Consider the following 20,583-nt stretch of genomic DNA (forward strand, 5'->3'; position numbering starts at 1 on the left):
GACATTCGTAAAGGCTAGCTCCTACATACGCCATCCGTGGGGGCCAGCCCCCACACCCCCGGAGTTTTCCTGGCAAGATGAAGAGGGATCAGGATTTGGGGGTGATCGGACGGATCAGCCCTTCCTGCGCGACGGAGGCCACGAGTGTTCCATCGCGATCGTAGATCATGCCGCGGTTGAAGCCGCGCCCGCCTCCCGACCAGGGGCTGTCCATCGTGTACAGGTGCCAGTCGCAAAAGGCTGCGGACGCGTGGAACCACATGGCGTGATCGAGGCTCGCCGCCATCACCTTCCCTGTGAACCACGTCTGCCCATGCGGGCGCAGTGCGGTGCCCAGAAGATTCAGATCGGACGCATAGGCCAGCAGACAGTGCTGCAGTTGCGGGCTGATCCCCTTGGCCGCCGCCATCCGAAACCACAGATGGCTTTTGTCATCCATCGGTTCGGGCGTGAAGAAGTCGCGCGGGGCCACTTCACGGATGTCGATGGGGCGTGGGCGCAGGAATTCTTTATGGTATTTTTCGGGAATCCTGTCGATGATCCCGGCGCGCAGGGTGTTGCGATCCGCAAGGTCCTCGGGCCCTTCGACATCCGGCATTGCATGTTGGTGCGCCCAACCTTCTTCGCTTACGTGAAATGAGGCGGACATGTTCAGGATCTGCCGTCCGTTTTGAATGGCCACGACCCGCCGCGTTGTGAAGCTGCCCCCGTCCCGCGCGCGATCCACCTGATAAACCACCGGCATCTCGGGATCACCGGGCCGGATGAAATAGGCATGCAGTGAATGGCAGAGCCGATCCTCGACCGTCTTGTAGGCGGCCGCCAGGGCCTGCCCGATCACCTGCCCGCCAAATATGCGCGTGGGCGTCTCGCCGCCCTGCCCGGTACCGCGAAAAAGATCCACCTCGAGCCGTTCCACCGCCAGCAGGTTCAGCAGGGTCTGGTGTGCGTCGGTCATGTTAGGCTCCGTCCTTGGCGTGCCCCAATGCCTGTCACATCAGTGCGCCCTGCACCAGTGCCTTGAGTTCAGCTCGCACCGGATAACTTGAGGATGGGCTGAGTTGGGTGAACATGACCACGCTGATATCATGCACCCGGTCGATCCAGAAAAAGGTCGAGGCCATCCCGCCCCAACTGAAATCCCCCACCGATCCCGGCACCCGGCTGCGCGCCGGATCAAGTACCACAGCCCCGCCAATGCCAAAGCCCACCCCCTCCATCGGTTGTTCGGCAAAGCTGGCAGGGCCAAGGCTCGCGATATCGCCGGGCAGGTGATTGGACAGCATGAATTGGACGGTCGAGGGCGAGACCAGCCCCTGCCCGCCTAACCGCAGCGCCTCGGCAAAGCGCATATAGTCGTCGATTGTGCTCACCAGCCCGCCGCCGCCGCTGTAGCAGGTGGCATCGAGAAAGGGTGAGGTTGTGGACGCATCCACAAGGCGCAGGGGATCGTCGCCCGTGTCCGCACCGTTCAGATCCATCGCGTTGCCCGCAAGTGGGGTGTAGAGGGCGGCGAAATGGTCGCGCACGTGCTCTGGCACTGAAAAGGCTGTGTCGTGCATCCCGAGCGGGTCAAGCACACGGGTTGCAAACACCTGATCGAGCGGTTGGCCCGTCATCACCTCGATCACCCGTCCGATCACGTCGATGCCCACCGAATATTCCCACCGCGCACCGGGGGCGAAGGCCAGCGGCAGGGCGGCCAGTGCGTCGCATTGCGTGGTGAGCGTGCCCGCGTTCGGCTTGAACAGCAGGTCCTGATCCGCCATCACCTGCGCCAGGACGCCCGGGTTGAACGGATAGCTGAGCCCCGAGCGGTGCGTCAGCAACTGGTGCAGCGTGGGCGTTGCGCAAGGTTCGGTCTGATCAATGGTCGTCGCACCAGGTACCAAGGCGCGGCAGTTTTCAAAGCCGGGGAGGAACCTCGACAAGGGTGCATCAAGATGCACCTTACCCTCTTCCACCAGCATCATCAGGATCAGCGAGGTGATCGGCTTGGTCATCGAATAGATACGCGCGACCGTGTCGCGGGCAAACGGCGCACCCGTTTCGATGTCACGCACGCCGTGACTGTCAAAGAAGACCTCGATCCCGTGCTGGCGGATCAGCACCGATAGGCCTGCGAACTTGCGTTGTTCGACGTAGGACGCAGCCCATGGGGTAATCCGCGCAAGGCGGCCTTTATCAAGGTTCAGCGTCACGCCCCCTAGACCTCAAGCCATTCCTTGCGCACATCCTCACGCGCCTTCAACTCGGCTGGCGTGCCTTCAAACACAACCTGCCCATGCCCCATCACATAGACCCGGTGCGCGATATCCAGCGCGATCGACAGCTTTTGTTCGACCAGAAGCGTCGCGATGCCGCGCCGCGCGATTTCCTGCAAAAGTTGCGCGACACGCTGCACCATCTGGGGGCTCAACCCCTCGGTCGGCTCGTCGATCATCACCAGATCCGGGTCGCCCATCAGCGTGCGGCACATGGTCAGCATCTGCTGCTCGCCCCCCGACAGCACCGAGGCCTCCACATCCGCGCGCCGGTCAAGGTTTTCGAACATCTCGAACATGTCCTGCATCGACCAGCGCCCGGCCCCGTCCTTTTGTCCCGGCTTGAGGCCAAGAATCAGGTTTTGCCGTGTGGTCAGACCCGGAAAGATATCGCGGTTTTCAGGCACGTAGCCGATGCCGAGATTGGCGACCTCGAACGCCTTTTTGCCCGCAATCTCCTGCCCCTTGAAACGAACCGAGCCGTGGGGCGTCACCTCGCCCATCACGGCCTTGCAGGTGGTGGACCGCCCTACTCCGTTGCGGCCCAACAGCGCGACGATCTCGCCTTCGGCAATCGACAGGTTCACCCCCTGAAGGATGTGGGACTTACCGTAATAGGCATGCATATCGCGCACTTCCAGCATCAGTGATCCTCCAGCACGCCACCAAGATAGGCCTCTTGCACCTTCGGATTGGCGCGCACCGCTTCGGTGGTGCCGGTGGCAATGATCTCGCCGTAGACCAGCACCGAAATCTGATCGGCAAGACCAAAGACGACGCCCATGTCGTGTTCGACCATCACCAGCGTCTTGCCCACGGTCACGGTGCGGATCAGATCGACGATATAGTCGGTTTCGGAATGGCTCATCCCCGCCGTTGGCTCATCGAGCATGATCACATCCGCACCGCCCGCGATGGTGATTCCGATCTCAAGCGCGCGCTGTTCGGCGTAACTGAGCACCCCTGCGGGCAGGTCACGCCGTGCGGTCAGGTTGATCTGTTCGAGGATCGCATCCGCCCCTTCGGTCAGCGCCCGGCTGCGTCCCACCATGGACCAGAAGTTGTAGCGATAGCCCATCGCCCACAGCAGCGAACAACGCACGTTTTCGAACACGGTCATCTTCGGAAAGATGTTGGTGATCTGGAAACTGCGCGACAGACCCATGCGGTTGATCTGAAACGGGGCCTTGCCCGCCAGATCAGTGCCGTGCAGGCGGATGGTGCCCGCGGTTTGCGAAAAGCGGCCCGTGATGAGGTTGAACAGGGTGGATTTGCCCGCCCCGTTGGGGCCGATGATCGCATGGCGTTCGCCCTTGCCGATGGCAAGGTCTACGCCGCGAATGATCTCGGTCTTGCCAAAGGATTTGGTCAGCCCCTCAAGAGCGAGCGCGGCCGTCATGGTGCCACCTTGGGGGCGGCGTTGGCCTCGTTCCATGCCTCGACCAGTGCGGGGGCGGTGGCGCGGCAGATGCCGAACCCGATCAGGGTGGTTACGCCCGCGATGATCCATGGCAGCACGGTGTGGCTGTCAAAGGTTGTCCAGAACAGTGTCATCTCGTGATCCCCGATCGAAGCGTGGCGCAAGTGGAACACCATCTCAATCAAGGCGGCGGCCCCAAGACTGCCGATCAGCCCTCCCCCAAGCGTCTTGAGGTAAGGCCATGCAAGATGCCCGATCTTGCCCATGCGCCACGCGGGCACGTGCATCATCAGCAGTCCCGCAAGACCACCGGGAAAGAACATGACCGTGGCGACAAAAATGATGCCGAGGTAGAACGCCCAAAGCTCGGTCTGAAGGCTCAGCACCGTCTGCACCAGCGTGAACACGATCGCCCCGAGGATCGGGCCGAAGAAGAAGCCGACGCCGCCCAGAAACGTGACCAGCAGGATGATGCCGGATTGGGTGGTGTTGAGGTTCTCCTCGGTCAGGATTTCATAGTTGATCGCAAAAAGCGCCCCCGCGATCCCCGCAAAGAAACCAGACGCCACAAAGGAATAGAAACGGACCCACCGCGCGGAATAGCCAAGAAATTCGGCCCGCTCGGGGTTGTCACGCACCGCATTGGCCATGCGCCCCATGGGCGTGCGGGAATAGAGGTACATGAGGATGGCCGAAATCATCAGCCAAGCGGCGATGAGGTAATAGACCTCGATCTGTTGCAGGAACTCGACCCCGAAAAAGGGCAAACCATAGGTGCGGTCGCCCGAGATGCCTTCTTCGCCGCCGAAAAAGGCGACGATGATGACGGAACAGGCGGCGATCAACTCGCCCACGCCAAGACTGATCATGGCGAAGACGGTGCCTGCCTTGCGGGTGGAAAACGAACCAACAATGGTGGCCAGCCCCATCCCGAACAGCCCGCCGAAGATGGGCAGCAGCGGCAGCGGCAGCCCGGCAAAGAAATCCTCGGCATTGATGATATGCATACAGGCGAAACCGCCCACCCCGGCATAGACCGCATGCCCAAAGGACAGCATGCCCCCCTGCCCCAGCAACATGTTGTAAGCGAGCGCAAAGATGATCGTGATCGCCATCTGGTTCATAATCGTGATGGCGGAATTGTTCGTAAAGATGAAAGGCAGCACCACGAGGGCAACGGCGGCGATGAGCCATGGGGCCAGCGGCAACACCATGCTGCCCGCCCGCATCCGTTGTGCCGGTTTGGTCGGCTCGCTGGTGATCTGATCGCTCATGCGTCCCGCTTTCCGAACAGGCCGTAGGGGCGGAAAATCAGGATCAGCACCATCAGGATATAGGGCAGGATATCGGCGATCTGCGGGCTTGTGATGCTCCAGAGATCGCGCCACGGACTGTCAGCGATGGCCTCGGGTTTGGTGAACCCGAGCGTGGTCAGCAGATCCTCCATCCGCAGGTTATAGGCCTTGGAGAATGTGGTGATCCAGCCGATCAGCAGCGAGGCGACCAGCGCCCCCCACAGGCTGCCAAGCCCCCCGATGACGATGGTAACAAAGACGATGGAGCCGAGGACAAAGGCCATGCCGGGGAATGTGCCAAGGACCGGCCCTGCGATGACGCCCGCGACCCCGGCCAGCGCTGTGCCGACACCAAAAACGCCCATGAAGATCAGCGGCACGTTGTGCCCCAAGGCCTCGACCGTTTTGGGATAGGTCAGTGCGGCCTGAATGATCATGCCCACGCGCGTGCGCGTCAGTACCCAAAGCAGCCCGATAAAGATCGCAACCGAGATGAAGATCATAAAGATCTTGTAGGCCGGGATCGAATTCCCCGCGATGGAGAAGGCGGTGAATTGCAGGATGTCGGGGGCTGCGTAAGGCATCTGGTTCTTGCCCCAGATGAATTGCACGAGTTCCTCGATCAGCAGCGCAAGCCCGAACGTAAAGATCAGTTCGGGGACATGGCCGTATTGATGCACCCGTCGCAGCCCATAACGTTCGACCCCCGCCCCGAGCACGCCAACAATCAGTGGTGCGATCAGCAGCCCCATCCAGAACCCGAGCGCGAGGCTGATCTGGAAGGCGAAATAGGCCCCGAGCATGTAAAAACTGGCATGGGCAAAGTTCAGCACGCCCATCATCGAAAAGATCAGCGTGAGCCCGGCCGAGAGCATGAAGAGCAAAAGCCCCGTCACCAACCCGTCGATCAGATTGACCAGAATGAGATCCAAGAGTGTTCCGTCCCTCGCGTGATCCGAATGCGGCTGCGCCACGACATGTTTTGAGGGGGTTTCACCCCCATCGCTGACGCGATTCCCCCACGGTATTTTTGGTCAAAAGAAGGGGCCACGCACCTCGGGCACGGCCCCATCACGCATCAGGGCCGATCCATTTCGCAGGTGGTGGGCGAGTCCATGGCCGCCATCGTCACTGTTTCCTCGACTTTGATCCCGAAGCCGGAATTGTCATAGTCAAAGGTGACATCGTTACCGGTATGGGCATGGATGTGCACATCCTGAATGAGCTGGTGATCCTGCTCGCGCATCATAACGCTGCCACCCCACATGCTCTCATGCTCCATCCCCGCAAGGGCGTAGGCAACTGGCACCACGTCGGTGGCGCTGCCTGCCTCGTTGATGGCGCGTGCCAGCATCTCGATCACGTTGGTGATGCGGGCCTGACTGATGTTACCGTCCGGGTACTTGGCTTTGAAGGCCTCATAATAGGCGGCGGCACGGTCATTGGCGGGTGGATTGATCTGCCCTTCGGCCACAAGGCGCAACGCGCCCTCGCCCGTTGCGCCAAAGGCCGCCGTGATGCCATCTGCGGCGGCATAGTAGGTAAAGATCGGCCCCTCATACCCGTTTTCAAGGACGGATTTGCCAAGGCCCAGCATATCTGCCCCCCAGTTCCCTGTGATGATCGCATCCGCCTCGGCAGCCACGATCTTGCGGCTGTAGGGCGTGAAATCCTTGACCTTGCCGATGGGGTGCAGCTCGTTCCCGACGATCTCGATATCGGGGCGCTTTTCGCCGATGAAACGTACGGCGGCAGAAGAGACCGCTTTGCCGAAGGAATAGTCCTGCCCGATGATATAGACCTTTTTGATCTCGTCATCGGCGGCGATCACGTCCGTCAGAGCGTCCATCTTGATGTCGGCATTGGCGTCAAAGCGGAAATGCCAGAAGTTGCACTTGTCATTGGTCAGCGCCGGGTCGACGGCGGAATAGTTCAGGAACAGCACCCGGTCATCCGGGTTACGGCGGTTGTGTTTGTTGATGGCTTCGGTCAGCGCACTGGCCACGCCGGACGAGTTGCCCTGGGCGATGTAGCGAATGCCCTGATCAATGGCGACTTGCAGCTGGATCAGGGATTCCTTGGGGCTGATCTTGTTGTCAAAGGCGACGATCTCGAACATGTCGCCGTCCAGAACCCCGCCTTGCTTGTTCACAAGTTCTTCGGCAGCGAATTCGTACTGGTGCAGCCCGTTCACGCCAGTTCCCGCAAAGGGGCCGCTGAGCGGATCGATGAAGGCGATCTTGATGGTGTCGGCGGTTGCTGCGAATGCGCTGACCGTCAGGGTCAGGGCCGCAGCCACGCCAAGGGTGGTGGATGTGCGCATGTGTTCCTCCCTAGAACATGGACCCAACCAGTCGCCTCTGACGGGCATGATTGTTTGGTCGGAATGGGCTTAGCGTTGCACAGATCGGGGATATGTCAAGCGTTGACATCAGGCAGCATTCAATTGTTGCGGGTGTCATGCATCTGCACGGAAGGACATGAAGTAAATCCTTTATTATTCTGTTATCAAATGGATTTCAGGGCTTTCAACCCGTTCTCTGCAAAGACCGGCACAAAAGCGCCCACCTGCATCGCCCGCTCGGGGTTGGAGGCGTTTCCATCCAGCGCCCGTTTCAGAACGCCCTGGATAATGGCCGCCATCCGAAAGAAGCAAAACGCCAGATAATATCCGAACCGATCAATGCCCGGCAGACCCCGCCGCGCGCAATAGGCCGCGATGAACGCCTCATCCGAGGGCAACCCGAGCGCGCCGCGATCCACGCCCATCAGCCCCCGCCCCTGCGCACCGGCGGGAAGTTGCCACTGCATGATCACACTGGCAAGATCCGCATAGGGGTGGCCAATCGTGCTCAGTTCCCAATCCAGAACGGCCCGGCATCTGGTGCCGGTCGCCTCAAAAATCAGATTGTCGATCCGGTAGTCCCCATGGACAAGCGTGCGCTGCCCGTCATCGGCCGGCATATCGCTCACCAGACGTTCCATCAGGGCGTCCATCGCCGCAATATTCTGCGTTTCAGAGGCGCGGTACTGCTTGGACCACCGCCCCACCTGCCGCTCGAAGTAGTTGCCGGGGGGGCCGTAATCGGCAAGGCCCACAGCCTCGATATCGACGCTGTGCAGGGCGGCCAGAACCCGGTTCATATCATCAATCACGTCGGTGCGTTCCGGCGGAGTAAGACCCTCCATCGTAGGCTCGTTGAAATTGCGCCCCGGCACATGGTCCATCACATAGAAATCAGAGCCGATGATGCTCGGATCCTCACACAGCACGTGTACCTTCGCGACGGGCACATCCGTATCACGCAAAGCATGTTGCACACGAAACTCACGATCCACCGCATGGGCCGACTTCAGCAATTGACCCGGCGGTTTGCGCCGCAGCACGTAGTTGCCCGCGCTGGTTTGCAACAAAAAGGTCGGGTTGGATTGGCCGCCTTCGAATTTCGTCGCCTCGATGGGGCGATCAAAGCCGGGCAGGTGCGGGGCAAGGTAGGCTGCAACGGCCCCCAGATCCAATGTTTGCGCGTTACTCATGCCGACCGGCGAACTCTGCGGCAAGGGCGTGCCCCGCTTGGGCATATTCGCGCACCATGCGGTCCACAATCGCGCCCGCCGGGCCGACAGAGGTGATCGCGCCAATACCCTGCCCGGCCCCCCAGATGGTTTTCCATGCCTTGGGTTTGGACGAGCCGCTCGCGAAATTCATGGTGCTGGCATCCGCCTGGGGCAGATCGTCAGGGTCCATGCCCGCCGCCGCCACCGAGCCGCGCAGGTAATTTCCCCACACCCCTGTGAACAAAGAGGAATAGACGATATCCTCGGCCCCGCTGTCGACAATCATCTGCTTGTAGTCGGCTTGGGCATTGGCCTCGTTCGTGGCGATGAAGGGCGATCCGGTATAGCCGAAATCCGCCCCCATGGCGCGCGCCGCCAACAAGGCCTCACCCGTTGCGATGGCACCTGACAAGGCCACAGGACCGTCAAACCAGTCGCGAATTTCACGGATCAGCGCAAAGGGAGATTGCTGGCCCGCATGCCCGCCCGCCCCTGCGGCGACGGCCACCAGCCCATCAGCCCCCTTGGCAATGGCCTTGCGCGCAAAGGTGTTGTTGATCACGTCATGCAGCACCACGCCGCCGCAGGAATGGGCGGCCTCGTTGACATCGACCCGCGCCCCAAGCGAGGTGATCCAGATCGGTACCTTGTGACGGGCACAAATCTCAAGGTCTCGGTCCAGCCGGGCGTTCGAACGGTGCACGATCTGATTTACCGCAAAAGGGGCCGCAGGCGTGTCAGGATGGGCCTGATTGTGGGCATCCAGCGCCTCGGAAATCTGGGTCAGCCACGTCTCAAGCAGTGGTGGCTCGCCGTCGGCCTCGCGCGCATTCAGCGCCGGAAAGGATCCAACGATCCCGGCCTTGCACTGCGCAATCACCAGTTCCGGTACCGAGATAATGAACAAAGGGGCGGCAATCATCGGAATGCGCAGGCCCTGCAACGCCTGCGGCAAGGGTGCTCGATCAATCATGCACAGATCCCTGTTTCTTTTGACCAAAAATACCGCCGCCGGAGGCTCCGACAGATGCGCCAATCGCACACGCTCACAAGACCTCGAACAGGCCAGCCGCCCCCATACCGCCGCCCACGCACATGGTGCACACGACGTGGCGCACACCGCGCCGCTTGCCCTCGATCAGCGCGTGACCAACCATACGTGCACCCGACATGCCATAAGGGTGCCCGATCGAAATCGCACCGCCATTGACGTTCAGGATCTCGTCCGGGATGCCAAGTGTGTCGCGGCAATACAGCACCTGTACGGCAAAGGCTTCGTTGAGTTCCCATAACCCGATATCGTCCATACCGAGACCATGTGCGGCAAGCAGTTTGGGCACGGCAAAGACCGGGCCAATGCCCATCTCGTCCGGCTCACACCCCGCGGCCATCACACCGACGCAGCGCCCAAGCGGGGACAGGCCGCGCTTTTCGGCCAGTGACGCCTCCATAACCACCGCGGCCGAGGCCCCGTCGCTGAGCTGCGAGGCGTTGCCGGCGGTGATGAACTGCCCCTGGTCGACGTGGATACCATCGGCAAAGACGGGCTTGAGGCCCGCGATGTTTTCATAAGTGGTGCCCGGACGGTTGCCCTCGTCTCTGGCGACGGTGATCTCGTGCTCGGACACCTCTTTGGTCTCGCGATCCTGCACTTTCATCACTGTGCTGAGCGGCACGATCTCGTCATCAAACTTGCCCGCCTCTTGGGCGGCAGCGGTGCGGGCCTGCGATTGCACCGCATAGCGGTCCTGCGCCTCGCGGCTGACCCCATAGCGCGCCGCGACCGTCTCGGCGGTTTCCAGCATGGTCATGTAGATTTCGGGTTTGTGCGTCTTGAGCCAGGGATCGCTGTGGACCCGCATTTCGGGCGTTTGCACCATCGACACGCTTTCGACGCCGCCGCCCACGACCACGTCCATCCCGTCGATCACCACCTGTTTGCTCGCCGCCGCAATCGCCATCATGCCGCTGGCGCATTGGCGATCAAGGCTCATCCCCGCAACCGTCACGGGCAAGCCCGCCCGGATCGCCGCCTGACGCGCGATATTGCTCGCCTGGTGCCCCTGTTGCAATGCCGCCCCGAACACCACGTCCTGCACCGCATTCCCTTCGATCCCGGCACGTTTGACCGCGTGTTCGATGGCATGTCCGGCAAGGGTTTGCGGCGGTGTGGCATTGAACCCGCCGCGATAGGCCTTGCCAATCGGAGTGCGGGCGGTTGAGACGATGACAGCGTCGCGCATGAGATCAATTCCTTGGTTTTGTGGTGAATACAGGACCGGGGCGTTGCCCCGGACCCCAGAGTTTTCCTGGCAAGATGAAGACGGATCGTGCCTTACCAGTCAAGCGTCACCCCTTTGGCTTTGGCGGCGCGCAGGGCGTATTTGCGGGTTTGGGCAAAGGCATTTTCGAGGTCCTGTGCATCCGTGGCATCCGTGATGTCGTTCCATGCGGCAGCGACCGCTTCGGGGGTGATCTCGCCTTGGATCAGGGTGCCTTGGGTTTCGCGGATTTGCGTCACGGCAAAAGTGCCACCGCCTGCTGACAGAATGGTGCGGCTTGGGCTGTCTTCGCTGGCGAGATACAGCACGCCGGGCGTGATTGTCTCTGGCCCGAGCACATCAAGGGCTGTTTGCGGCAACAGCCCTTCGGTCATGGCTGTTGCGGCTGTCGGGGCCAGCGTGTTAATCCGGATATCATCGCGTGCGCCTTCCAGATGCAGCACGTTCATCAGCCCAACCATCGCGGCCTTGGCGGCCCCGTAATTGGCCTGCCCGAAATTGCCGTAAAGCCCCGAGCCCGATGCGGTCAGCACAATCCGCCCGTAGCCCTGATCGCGCATGATCGGCCAGACCGCGTGGCAGCAATTGGCGCTGCCGATGAGATGCACATCAACCACTTTGCGGAAATCGGCCATGTCCATCTTGGCAAAGGTCTTGTCCCGCAGGATCCCTGCGTTGTTGATCAGAATATCGATACGGCCCCATTTGGCTTGGGTCTGGGCGATCATATCCGCGACGGCTTCGGTGTCCGAGACATCCGCGCGATACGCCCATGCGCGCCCACCTGCGGCTTCGATCTCGGCTGCAACGTTATCGGCACCCGCGCCCATGTCATTTACCACAACCGCGGCGCCGCGAGCGGCCAACCCAAGCGCGTGGCTGCGCCCAAGGCCCGCCCCGGCCCCTGTAACAATTGCGACGCGGTCCGTGAAATTTATCATCTTTCAGCCCTCAAGCGCGGCGCGAAACAGGTTCGGCCCGCTCATCACCTGTATCCCGCCAGAGACCGGCAACACGGCACCTGTCAGGTAGGCCCCGCCCCGCCCGCACAGGAACTGCATGCAGCCCGCGATATCCTCGTCCCGGCCCACGCGGCCCAGGGGCACGTCCGCGCCCACCTTGTCGCGCATCCCCTCATCTGCGGTGGCGAAAGCGGTCATCTTGCTTACGAACGGTCCCGGAGCCAGCGCGTTGACGGTGATGTGGTGGCCTGCCAGTTCCTTAGCCATGATCTTGGTCATATGCAGCACCGCCGCCTTGGAGGCCGCATAAGAATAAGCCCCGTCACCCAATGCCGCTTCGCCCATGACCGAGCCCACATTGACCACGCGCGCCGGATCGTCCGGGCTTGCGGATGCGATCAGCGTTGGCAGTAAGGCTTGTGTTAGGTGGAACAGGCCCGCCACATTCACATTCATCACCTTTTCCCACGCCGCATGGGGGAATTGACCCAAAGGGGCACCCCAGGTGACACCCGCATTGTTCATCAGGATATGCAACTTGTCGCTGCGTTCGCCGACCTCTTTGACCAGCGCCGCAATCCCGTCTTCGGAACTGACATCACCTGCGAACCCTTCGACCGTGCCGGGGCTGTCCATCGCGTTCAACGCGCGCGCAACCGCCTCGCACGCATCCCCCTTGCGGCTGGCGATCAGCACATGCGCGCCTGCCATCATCAGCCCTGTGGCGGCCATCCGCCCGATACCGGTCGCGCCGCCTGTCACCAGGGCGACCTTACCTTGCAATGAAAACAATGTTTTGGGGTCCATTCTTTATGTCCTTTGCATCAGGCTGTCGCAACGTCGCGCGGCGCACCGCTTTACAGCGCGGCCCACGCCCTTGCAGGATGTGGCAAAGGCAGATGCATTGCACCCCTGCCGTAACGTCACGCCGAAAGGGCCACCATATGCACGCATTGCTCAGCACCACCCCCGGCGGCCCGGACACGCTGGAATGGACCGAACTGCCTGACGCCACCCCCAAGAAGGGCGAAGTGCGCATCGCGGTCAAAGCGGCGGGCGCGAACTTTCCCGACACGCTGATCATCCGCGATCTTTATCAGATCAAACCGCCACGCCCCTTTGCGCCGGGTGGCGAAGTGTCGGGCATTGTGGATGCGGTTGGCGACGGGGTCAGCGGCTTTGTCGTGGGTGACAAGGTGATTGCCATGACCGGCTTTGGCGGGTTTACCACCCATATCTGCGCCCAGGCGAACGCCTGCCTCAAGATGCCCGAAAGGATGTCATTCGAGGATGCGGCATGTTTTATTTTTACATACGGAACGTCCCATTACGCTTTGAAGAACCGCGCAGAATTGAAACCGGGTGAGACGCTGCTGATCCTTGGTGCTGCGGGTGGCGTGGGGGCTGCCGCCATAGAGTTGGGCAAAGCGGCAGGGGCGCGCGTCATTGCCGCCGTCAGCAGTCAGGACAAGGCGGAGTTTTGCACGTCACTTGGCGCGGACGAGGCAATCATCTATCCGCGCGATATGGACCGTGCCGCACAAAAAGAGTTGTCGGCACAAATCAAGGCGGCAGCCGGACCCGAGGGGGTTCACGTGGCCTATGATGCGGTCGGCGGCGACTATGCAGAACCTGTCATCCGGTCGATGGCCTGGGGCGGTCGGTTTCTGGTTGTGGGATTTCCCGCTGGTATCCCTGCGATTCCGCTGAACCTGACATTGCTCAAAAGCTGTCAGATCGTGGGCGTGTTCTGGGGGGCTTCGATCTATCGCGATCCAGCAGGTCACATGCAGAACATGTCAGAACTCTTTGAGATGTATGCCAAAGGTCAGGTCAAACCACACATCTCGGCACGTTTTCCCATGCAGGATGGCGCGCAAGCGCTGGAGATGATTTCGGATCGCAAAGTGTTGGGCAAGGTTGTCCTGCTGGCCCCTTAAAGGTGGTGCAAATGCGCGATATCGTTGAAACCACGCACCGACATGTGGTCACCCTGCACCACAAGGCGGCTGATCGATCCATTGGCCGCGCCCAGAAACGCGAATGGCTCGGACCCGGACGCCATGGCAAGTGCAGCACCAATCACGCCGCCATGCACGAACACAGCGACCCGTTGATCGGCATGCGCGTCAGCTATGTCTTGCAACCCTTTGCGAACACGTCCAAAAAATACGTCGCGCGTCTCGGCCCCTGGAATTGCCGACCAGTCTTGCGATGCGACCACCTCGCGGTAGATCGGATCGCCCTCGGCGGCCTTGATCCGATAGAGCCCGCCGTCCCATTCCCCCAGATGGACTTCGTGCAGATCCGGGTTTTCAACCGGCACCATTCCCAGATGCGCGGCCAACGGGGCCGCCGTCTGATGCGTTCGCGTCAACTTCGTCACGTAAAGCCCTGCAAACGTGTCATTTTTCAGACGATCACCCACGGCATTTGCTTGCCGTTCCCCTTGCGGATGCAAGGGCGGATCCCCATGGCCGTCCTTCATCGGAAAACTCACATCCGGTCGCGCAGGTGCGCTTTCCCCATGCCGGATCAGGATCAAGTCGGTCGCCCCTTTGGGCGGCGCATATACGGGCTGGCGATATTCTTGCGTCATGCCCCCTCATACATCGGAGCCTGCCAATGACCAACCATCAGATCACTGTGGCCAGCCTGCCCACCGCCGCGCTTGAGGCCCGGCATTTCCAGCTTAGCAATGTGCCCATGCCAGAACCGCAAGAGGGTGAGGTTCTGTTGCGCACCATCCTGATGAGCATTGATGCGGCCAACCGGTCGTGGATGCAGGGCGCGACATATCGCGATGCGGTCAAGCCGGGCGACGCGATGCCGACCTATGCGATCTGTGAGGTGGTCGAGAGCAGATCGCCGCGCTTGAGCTCCGGCGACATTGTCGCCGCCGAATCCGTGTGGGCTGATCATGTGACCCGACCGGCCCACAAGCTCCAGAAGCTGCCCAAGATTACGCCCCTGTCCCATTTGTTGAGCGTTTACGGCATCGCGGGTAAGACCGCTTTTCACGGCCTGCTGAGTGTCGGCCAACCGCTCGCAGGGGAAACCATCGTCGTTTCTGCCGCTGCGGGATCGGTCGGCGGCTATGTGGGCCAGATCGGTAAGGCATTGGGGTGTCGTGTCGTGGGCATCGCGGGCGGGCCGGACAAATGCGCCTATGTCACCGATCACTTGGGCTTTGACGGGTGTGTTGATTACCGTGCGGGCGGGCTGTTCAAGGCGCTGAAGGCGGCCTGCCCGGACGGTGTGGATGTGTATTTCGACAATGTGGGCGGCCAGATCCTCGAAACCACGCTGCCGCTGATGAACGAGCGAGGCCGGGTCGTGTGCTGCGGAGCGATCAGTCAATATGACACCGACACGCCCACCGGGCCGCGCAACCTGCCCGGCCTTGTGGTGGTCAAGCGGCTGCGGATGGAGGGGTTCATTGTCATGGACTTCGCCCATAACGACGCCAAAGCGACGCGCGCGCTGCAAACATGGGTGGCTGAGGGCAAGATTAAGGTCAGCGAAGACATCGTGGACGGGTTGGAGAACGCGCCCGCAGCCTTGATCGGCCTGTTGAACGGCGACAACACGGGCAAGCGGATGGTGCGCGTCGGACCGGACCCGGCATGAGTATCGCGCAAGCTCACGCCACTCTGACGGCGCAGATCGGCCAAGAGGTGGGTGTGTCGAACTGGATCACGGTCGATCAGGTGATGATCGATCAGTTTGCACATCTCACACATGACACCCAGTGGATCCACACCGACCCTGAACGCGCCACCCGCGACACATCCCACGGCGGAACCATCGCCCACGGTTTTCTGACGCTCAGCCTTGCGTCACGCTTTCAGCCTTGCGTCACGCTTTGCCTATGACTGTTTTCCGCTGATGGCGGGGCAAACCATGGGCATCAACTATGGATTTGACCGCATTCGGTTTCTGAACCCTGTGCGGGCCAGCAGCCGGTTGCGGGGACGCTTTACGCTGACGGCTGTGACCCTGCGGTCCGCCACGGAGCTGATGCGCGAAACCCGGCTGAGCATCGAAATCGAGGGGCACGAGGCGCCCGCACTTGTGGCAGAATGGCTTGGACTGGCGGTATTTGACGCCCAGCCCTGATCGCAACACTGGACAGGACCCCGAAAAACTCGCTAACACCTGCGTATCTCAAGGGTAAATTTTGAAATGCTATCCGTTCTTATTCTCAACGGGCCCAACCTGAACCTGCTTGGTACACGCCAACCGGAGATCTACGGGCACACCACGCTGGCCGATGTCGAAGCGATGTGCGCCGCACACGGGCAGGCCAAGGGATTTGAGGTGACCTGTGCGCAGTCCAACCACGAAGGCGCGCTGGTCGATGCGATTCACGCCGCCAAAGGCACCCATGACGGGATCGTACTGAATGCGGGGGCCTATACCCACAGCTCGATTGCGCTGCATGACGCAATTGCGGGCACCGAACTGCCGGTGGTCGAACTGCACCTCAGCAACATTCATGCACGCGAGGCGTTTCGCCATCACAGCTTTATCGCCCCTGTCGCCGTGGGCATGATCTGCGGCTTTGGGGCAGCAGGATACACGCTGGCGCTTGATGCGTTGCTCGGACATCTGGAGGACACATCGTGAAAAGCTATCTGCACCGCCTGTCCAACTGCCAGACCATCGAAGAGCTGTGGGAAGCCCATAGCCGCCGCATGGAAGAGTATGGCTTTGACCGGCTGATCTATGGATTCACCCGCTATCGGTCCGGCAATTCGCTTGGCGATCCCGAGGATTTCATCATCCTGACGAACCATGACAGCGCCTACACAAACGTGTTCATGGGCGAGCAGCATTATGTACACGCCCCCATGGTCAACTGGGCGCTTAACAACGAAGGGGCGTGCAGTTGGGGCATTCTGGCCCAGATGCAAAGCACCAAGACCCTGACACCTGCCGAACAGCGCGTACTGGAATTCAACTATTCGATGGGTGTGACGGCCGGATATACGATCAGCTTCAAGTCCGTGTCGGCCCGCTCCAAGGGGGCGATTGCGCTGACGGCCAAGGCAGGCATGTCGCAAGATGATATCGATGCGGTCTGGGCCGAACATGGGCGCGATATTCATCTGATGAACAATGTTGCGCACCTCAAGATCCTCACCCTGCCCTATACGGCACCCAATCGGTCACTGACCAAGCGTCAGCGCGAGGCGCTGGAATGGGTCGGCGATGGCAAGACGATGCAGGATATTGCCGTTATCATGGGTCTGACCTCGGCCACGATCGAAAAACACCTGCGTCTGGCACGCGAAGCACTGGCGGTTGAAACCACCGCACAGGCCGTGCTGAAGGCGGCATTTGCCAACCAGATGTTCATCCTGGAAGCGTAAATATTCGCATAGGTTGCAGAATCAGTCTGCCGCTTTGAGCACCACCTCGCCCAACCAAAGCGCTTGGGGCCTGACATCACGCTCTGTCAGGGCAGAAATCCGGCTGCTGTATCGGTTACAACCTAAACATCTGAAATATAGACATAATGTTGCGGATAACCTCACGTCACTTGTAGTTTTTGACCAAAGGGTAAGGAATCCCCCACTTTCTTAACGCTAGGTAAATTTGCATTCTAGGGATGTTCCGTGAGTGGTGGCTTTGGCCAGGGAGCAGCAGAACAGACCCCGCGCGATTTCGTGGGCTCTCTGTTTTGACCGGTCTTACCGGACCCGGCTCGTTTGTGTATTTTTCCACAGGCGGGTCGGACTTTGAACGCACCTGCACGTCTCTTCCCCGTGGCATTGGGTGCTTCCAAAGGGGCGGAACCCAGTCCCAAACAAACGGTTCCGCCCGCCTTTGCCCCCCCTTGATCAGATCGTCAACGCATCCGTCGCCGCACGGATCGCGACCCGCATTTCTGCGTCCAGCGCGGAATGTGTGCTGCCGCCCAAAACCTGCAAGGTCGCGGCATCCCAGACCTGTGCCAATTCCCAAGGACAGCGCAGCGGGCAGGACGGGTCAAGCCGGCTGTGGATCATCGTGCAGGGGATGTGCGCGATCCGGTCCACATTGTGCAGCAACTGATCATCGTTGAACCACGCACCATGAGCAAAATAATGCGTTACGATCCGGGCAAAGCCGCGCCGGAACCCCGGATCGGCATAACGCGAGCCGGGGTCGTGAATGTCGCCGCCGAAAATCCCCGTCTCCCATGCACACCATGCATCCGCTGCGGCTTGCGCGCGGGCGGGGTCACGCAGACGGTCGTAGTAGGCACTGATCCGCGCGGGCGTGTGTTCGGGCAACCGCCCGACCTCGGGGACATGATCGCAGAAGGCGGCATGGGCTTCGGGGAAGAGGTTGCCCACGTCGCCGTAAAGCCATTGCAGATCACGCGCCGCTGTCGTCGCGACCCCTGCCAGCACCATGGCGCGCACACGGGTCGGATGGGTCTGGGCGTAGGCCATTGCGAGGGTCGTGCCCCACGAGCCGCCGAACAACACCCATTCTTCAATGCCGTAATGTCGGCGGACCGCTTCGATATCCGCGATCAGGTGCTCGGTGGTGTTGTGATCGAGGGCTGCGAGATCATTGGCAGCAGAGGGGGTACTGCGCCCTGCCCCGCGCTGATCCATTAGGATCACGCGATAGCGGGTGAGGTCGAACAGATCATAGTGCCCGTCAGTGCAGCCCGATCCGGGACCGCCATGCAGCACGAGCGCATCGATCCCCTGCCCGGCCTGACGGATGTAAATCTCATGCCCATCACCGACATTCAGCATCATCGTGCAACCCTCCAAAGCAAAACGGCGCGCCTCATGGGCGCGCCGTTTCATAAACTTTGCAAGGGGTCAGATCAGCTTTGGCCGACTTTGGCGACTTCCGCTGCAAAGTCTTCTTTCTCGACTTCGATGCCTTCGCCCACTTCAAGACGGGCAAAGCCTGTGATCGCAGCACCTGCTTCTTCGGCGGCCTTGGCCACGGTCAGGTCAGGGTTCACCACGAATTGCTGGTTCAGCAGCGTGACTTCGGACATGTATTTCTTCATCCGGCCCACGATCATCTTTTCAATCACCGCTTCGGGCTTGCCGCTTTCACGGGCGATGTCCATCTGGACCTGCTTTTCCTTTTCGACGACGGACGCATCCAGATCATCCTCGGACAGCGAGGCAGGGTTTACCGCCGCGATGTGCATCGCAACCTGCTTGCCGAACGCGGCATCGCCACCGGTCATCGCGACCAAAACGCCGATCTTGCCCATACCGGGGGCGGCTGCGTTGTGGACATAGGAGACGACCGTGTCGCCGGTCAGCTTCGCCATGCGGCGCACGCTCATGTTCTCGCCGATGGTGGCGATTTTGTCGGTCACGACGTCCGCGACGGATTTGCCACCCATGTCAGCGGCCTTGAGACCATCCACATCATCCGCGCCAAGCGCGACTTTGGCGATGCCGGACACCATGTCCTGGAACTCAGCGTTCTTGCCGACGAAATCGGTTTCCGAGTTCACTTCGACCGCGACGCCCGTGCCAGCGTCCACGACGACAGCCACGAGGCCCTCGGCAGCGGTGCGGCCCGATTTCTTGGCGGCTTTGGCAAGACCCTTGGTGCGCAGCCAGTCGACCGCCGCCTCCATGTCACCATCGGTTTCCGTCAGCGCTTTTTTCGCATCCATCATGCCTGCGCCCGTGCTGTCGCGCAGTTCTTTGACCATTGCTGCTGTGATTGCCATGATCGGCTCTCCTCACTGAAATAGGGATTTTGTGCGGCGGTGCTCGACACCGCCGCGACTGTCAGGGCTGTGACAGGGCTTAGCTGTCGGCCTTGGCCGCTGCCTCTTCTGCAGGGGCCTCGGCTGCGGCTTCGGTTTCGGCCACGGCCTCTTCGGCGGGGGCTTCTTCCATGGCACCCAGATCAACACCAGCGGCACCGAGTTGTGCGGTCATGCCGTCAAGGGCAGCGCGGCTTGCCAGATCGCAATAGAGAGAGATGGCGCGGGCTGCATCGTCGTTGCCGGGGATGATGTAGTCCACACCATCAGGCGAGCAGTTGGTGTCGACCACGGCCACAACCGGGATGCCCAGTTTGTTCGCTTCGGCCACGGCAAGTGCTTCTTTCTTGACGTCGATGACGAAGAGCAGGTCGGGGCGACCGCCCATTTCGCGGATCCCGCCAAGCGAGGCCTGCAATTTGCCCTGGTCACGTTCCATGCCAAGACGCTCTTTCTTGGTCAGACCTTCAAAACCGATCTCGGATTGCTCGTCGATGGCCTTGAGGCGCTGAATGGACTTGGACACGGTCTGCCAGTTGGTCAGCGTGCCGCCAAGCCAGCGGTGGTTCATGTAATATTGCGCGCATTTTTCAGCCGCTTCGGCCACAGGCTGTGCCGCCTGACGCTTGGTGCCCACGAACAGGACGCGCCCGCCCTTGGCGACGGTGTCGCGGATTGCCTGCAGCGCCTGGTCCAACATGGGGACGGTTTGCGTCAGGTCCATGATGTGGATGCCGTTGCGCGCACCATAGATGAACGGGCCCATACGGGGATTCCAGCGTTGTGTCTGGTGACCAAAGTGTACGCCTGCTTCGAGCAGTTGGCGCATGGAGAACTCGGGAAGAGCCATGTCGTAATTCCTTTTTCCGGTTTTCGCCTTGTCCGGGGGTGCAGCGCAGATGCGCCAACCGGTGGACTTTATGGGGATGTCTCTCCCATAGGCCCGCCCCGGACTGCGGATTGAGTGGGTGCGCTTTAGGAGGTTGCGCGCGCCTTGGCAAGGGGGAATGGCGCGACTCCGGCCGAATTTGAGTATTTTGAGAACAATGAAAGAG

The 20,583-nt window shown here is 60.9% G+C and carries 22 protein-coding genes; 6 read left to right on the top strand and 16 right to left on the bottom strand.

Annotation, left to right across the window (positions count from 1 at the left end; all coding sequences use genetic code 11):
• Window positions 1-88: 88 nt before the first annotated feature.
• From Q0859_RS04235 to Q0859_RS04290, 12 genes are all read right to left on the bottom strand, one after another.
• The gene (locus Q0859_RS04235; protein WP_299147894.1) at window positions 89-958 is read right to left on the bottom strand and encodes an acyl-CoA thioesterase II; all 870 of its coding nucleotides are present in this window, start codon (window positions 956-958) and stop codon (window positions 89-91) included.
• A 34-nt stretch (window positions 959-992) separates the two neighbouring features.
• Complete coding sequence (locus Q0859_RS04240) at window positions 993-2,195, bottom strand: serine hydrolase domain-containing protein (RefSeq protein ID WP_299148902.1); 1,203 nt, start codon at window positions 2,193-2,195, stop codon at window positions 993-995.
• 11 nt (window positions 2,196-2,206) lie between these two features.
• Window positions 2,207-2,911 carry an ABC transporter ATP-binding protein gene (locus Q0859_RS04245; protein WP_366523184.1) on the bottom strand — a complete coding sequence of 235 codons (705 nt, stop codon included), beginning with the start codon at window positions 2,909-2,911 and terminating at the stop codon, window positions 2,207-2,209.
• A complete protein-coding gene (locus Q0859_RS04250) occupies window positions 2,908-3,663 on the bottom strand; it encodes an ABC transporter ATP-binding protein (protein ID WP_299147899.1) in 756 nt (251 codons plus the stop codon). Before Q0859_RS04250 ends, Q0859_RS04245 begins: the two co-directional genes overlap by 4 nt.
• The gene (locus tag Q0859_RS04255; protein WP_299147901.1) at window positions 3,660-4,958 is read right to left on the bottom strand and encodes a branched-chain amino acid ABC transporter permease; all 1,299 of its coding nucleotides are present in this window, start codon (window positions 4,956-4,958) and stop codon (window positions 3,660-3,662) included. The genes Q0859_RS04250 and Q0859_RS04255 overlap by 4 nt, the downstream gene beginning before the upstream one ends.
• Window positions 4,955-5,911: a branched-chain amino acid ABC transporter permease gene (locus Q0859_RS04260; RefSeq protein WP_299147903.1), complete on the bottom strand. Its 957-nt coding sequence runs from the start codon at window positions 5,909-5,911 to the stop codon at window positions 4,955-4,957. The genes Q0859_RS04255 and Q0859_RS04260 overlap by 4 nt, the downstream gene beginning before the upstream one ends.
• Before the next feature lie 146 nt (window positions 5,912-6,057).
• Window positions 6,058-7,302, bottom strand: a complete 1,245-nt coding sequence (locus tag Q0859_RS04265; RefSeq protein WP_299147905.1) for a branched-chain amino acid ABC transporter substrate-binding protein — start codon at window positions 7,300-7,302, stop codon at window positions 6,058-6,060.
• Between the two features lie 185 nt (window positions 7,303-7,487).
• Complete coding sequence (locus tag Q0859_RS04270) at window positions 7,488-8,516, bottom strand: phosphotransferase family protein (RefSeq protein WP_299147907.1); 1,029 nt, start codon at window positions 8,514-8,516, stop codon at window positions 7,488-7,490.
• Complete coding sequence (locus Q0859_RS04275; protein ID WP_299147909.1) at window positions 8,509-9,510, bottom strand: nitronate monooxygenase family protein; 1,002 nt, start codon at window positions 9,508-9,510, stop codon at window positions 8,509-8,511. Before Q0859_RS04275 ends, Q0859_RS04270 begins: the two co-directional genes overlap by 8 nt.
• 73 nt (window positions 9,511-9,583) lie before the next feature.
• On the bottom strand, window positions 9,584-10,780 hold the full coding sequence (locus tag Q0859_RS04280) for an acetyl-CoA C-acyltransferase (protein WP_299147911.1): 1,197 nt from the start codon (window positions 10,778-10,780) through the stop codon (window positions 9,584-9,586).
• Window positions 10,781-10,872: 92 nt separating this feature from the next.
• On the bottom strand, window positions 10,873-11,760 hold the full coding sequence (locus Q0859_RS04285; RefSeq protein WP_299147912.1) for an SDR family NAD(P)-dependent oxidoreductase: 888 nt from the start codon (window positions 11,758-11,760) through the stop codon (window positions 10,873-10,875).
• A 3-nt stretch (window positions 11,761-11,763) separates the two neighbouring features.
• On the bottom strand, window positions 11,764-12,588 hold the full coding sequence (locus Q0859_RS04290) for an SDR family NAD(P)-dependent oxidoreductase (protein WP_299147913.1): 825 nt from the start codon (window positions 12,586-12,588) through the stop codon (window positions 11,764-11,766).
• 137 nt (window positions 12,589-12,725) lie between these two features.
• Here Q0859_RS04290 and Q0859_RS04295 point away from each other — a divergent pair, with 137 nt between their 5' ends.
• Complete coding sequence (locus Q0859_RS04295; protein WP_299147915.1) at window positions 12,726-13,721, top strand: NADPH:quinone oxidoreductase family protein; 996 nt, start codon at window positions 12,726-12,728, stop codon at window positions 13,719-13,721.
• On the opposite strand, the gene Q0859_RS04300 is transcribed toward Q0859_RS04295, so the two are convergent.
• Window positions 13,718-14,380, bottom strand: a complete 663-nt coding sequence (locus Q0859_RS04300; protein WP_299147917.1) for a histidine phosphatase family protein — start codon at window positions 14,378-14,380, stop codon at window positions 13,718-13,720. The two genes, Q0859_RS04295 and Q0859_RS04300, sit on opposite strands and share 4 nt — an antisense overlap.
• Before the next feature lie 26 nt (window positions 14,381-14,406).
• On the opposite strand from Q0859_RS04300, the gene Q0859_RS04305 reads away from it, so the two are divergent.
• The 5 genes from Q0859_RS04305 to Q0859_RS04325 all read left to right on the top strand — a co-directional run bounded on the left by Q0859_RS04305 (window position 14,407) and on the right by Q0859_RS04325 (window position 17,156).
• Window positions 14,407-15,411, top strand: coding sequence for an NADP-dependent oxidoreductase (locus Q0859_RS04305; RefSeq protein WP_299147919.1), 1,005 nt, complete (start codon window positions 14,407-14,409; stop codon window positions 15,409-15,411).
• Window positions 15,408-15,656, top strand: coding sequence for a MaoC/PaaZ C-terminal domain-containing protein (locus Q0859_RS04310; protein WP_299147921.1), 249 nt, complete (start codon window positions 15,408-15,410; stop codon window positions 15,654-15,656). Before Q0859_RS04305 ends, Q0859_RS04310 begins: the two co-directional genes overlap by 4 nt.
• Window positions 15,657-15,669: 13 nt before the next feature.
• The gene (locus Q0859_RS04315; RefSeq protein WP_299147923.1) at window positions 15,670-15,900 is read left to right on the top strand and encodes a hypothetical protein; all 231 of its coding nucleotides are present in this window, start codon (window positions 15,670-15,672) and stop codon (window positions 15,898-15,900) included.
• Between the two features lie 66 nt (window positions 15,901-15,966).
• Complete coding sequence (aroQ, locus tag Q0859_RS04320; RefSeq protein ID WP_299147925.1) at window positions 15,967-16,410, top strand: type II 3-dehydroquinate dehydratase; 444 nt, start codon at window positions 15,967-15,969, stop codon at window positions 16,408-16,410.
• Complete coding sequence (locus Q0859_RS04325) at window positions 16,407-17,156, top strand: LuxR family transcriptional regulator (protein ID WP_299147927.1); 750 nt, start codon at window positions 16,407-16,409, stop codon at window positions 17,154-17,156. The genes aroQ and Q0859_RS04325 overlap by 4 nt, the downstream gene beginning before the upstream one ends.
• A 471-nt stretch (window positions 17,157-17,627) precedes the next feature.
• Here the strand turns inward: Q0859_RS04325 and pip are convergent, their stop codons facing one another.
• From pip to rpsB, 3 genes are all read right to left on the bottom strand, one after another.
• On the bottom strand, window positions 17,628-18,593 hold the full coding sequence (pip, locus tag Q0859_RS04330) for a prolyl aminopeptidase (RefSeq protein WP_299147929.1): 966 nt from the start codon (window positions 18,591-18,593) through the stop codon (window positions 17,628-17,630).
• Window positions 18,594-18,613: 20 nt separating this feature from the next.
• Window positions 18,614-19,489 (bottom strand): translation elongation factor Ts, encoded by an 876-nt coding sequence (gene tsf, locus Q0859_RS04335; protein WP_299147931.1) that lies wholly within the window; start codon window positions 19,487-19,489, stop codon window positions 18,614-18,616.
• Between the two features lie 79 nt (window positions 19,490-19,568).
• Window positions 19,569-20,378 (bottom strand): 30S ribosomal protein S2, encoded by an 810-nt coding sequence (rpsB, locus tag Q0859_RS04340; protein ID WP_299147933.1) that lies wholly within the window; start codon window positions 20,376-20,378, stop codon window positions 19,569-19,571.
• Window positions 20,379-20,583 lie beyond the last annotated feature (205 nt).

It is taken from the genome of uncultured Tateyamaria sp. (assembly GCF_947497045.1).
Taxonomy (GTDB): Bacteria; Pseudomonadota; Alphaproteobacteria; order Rhodobacterales; family Rhodobacteraceae; genus Tateyamaria.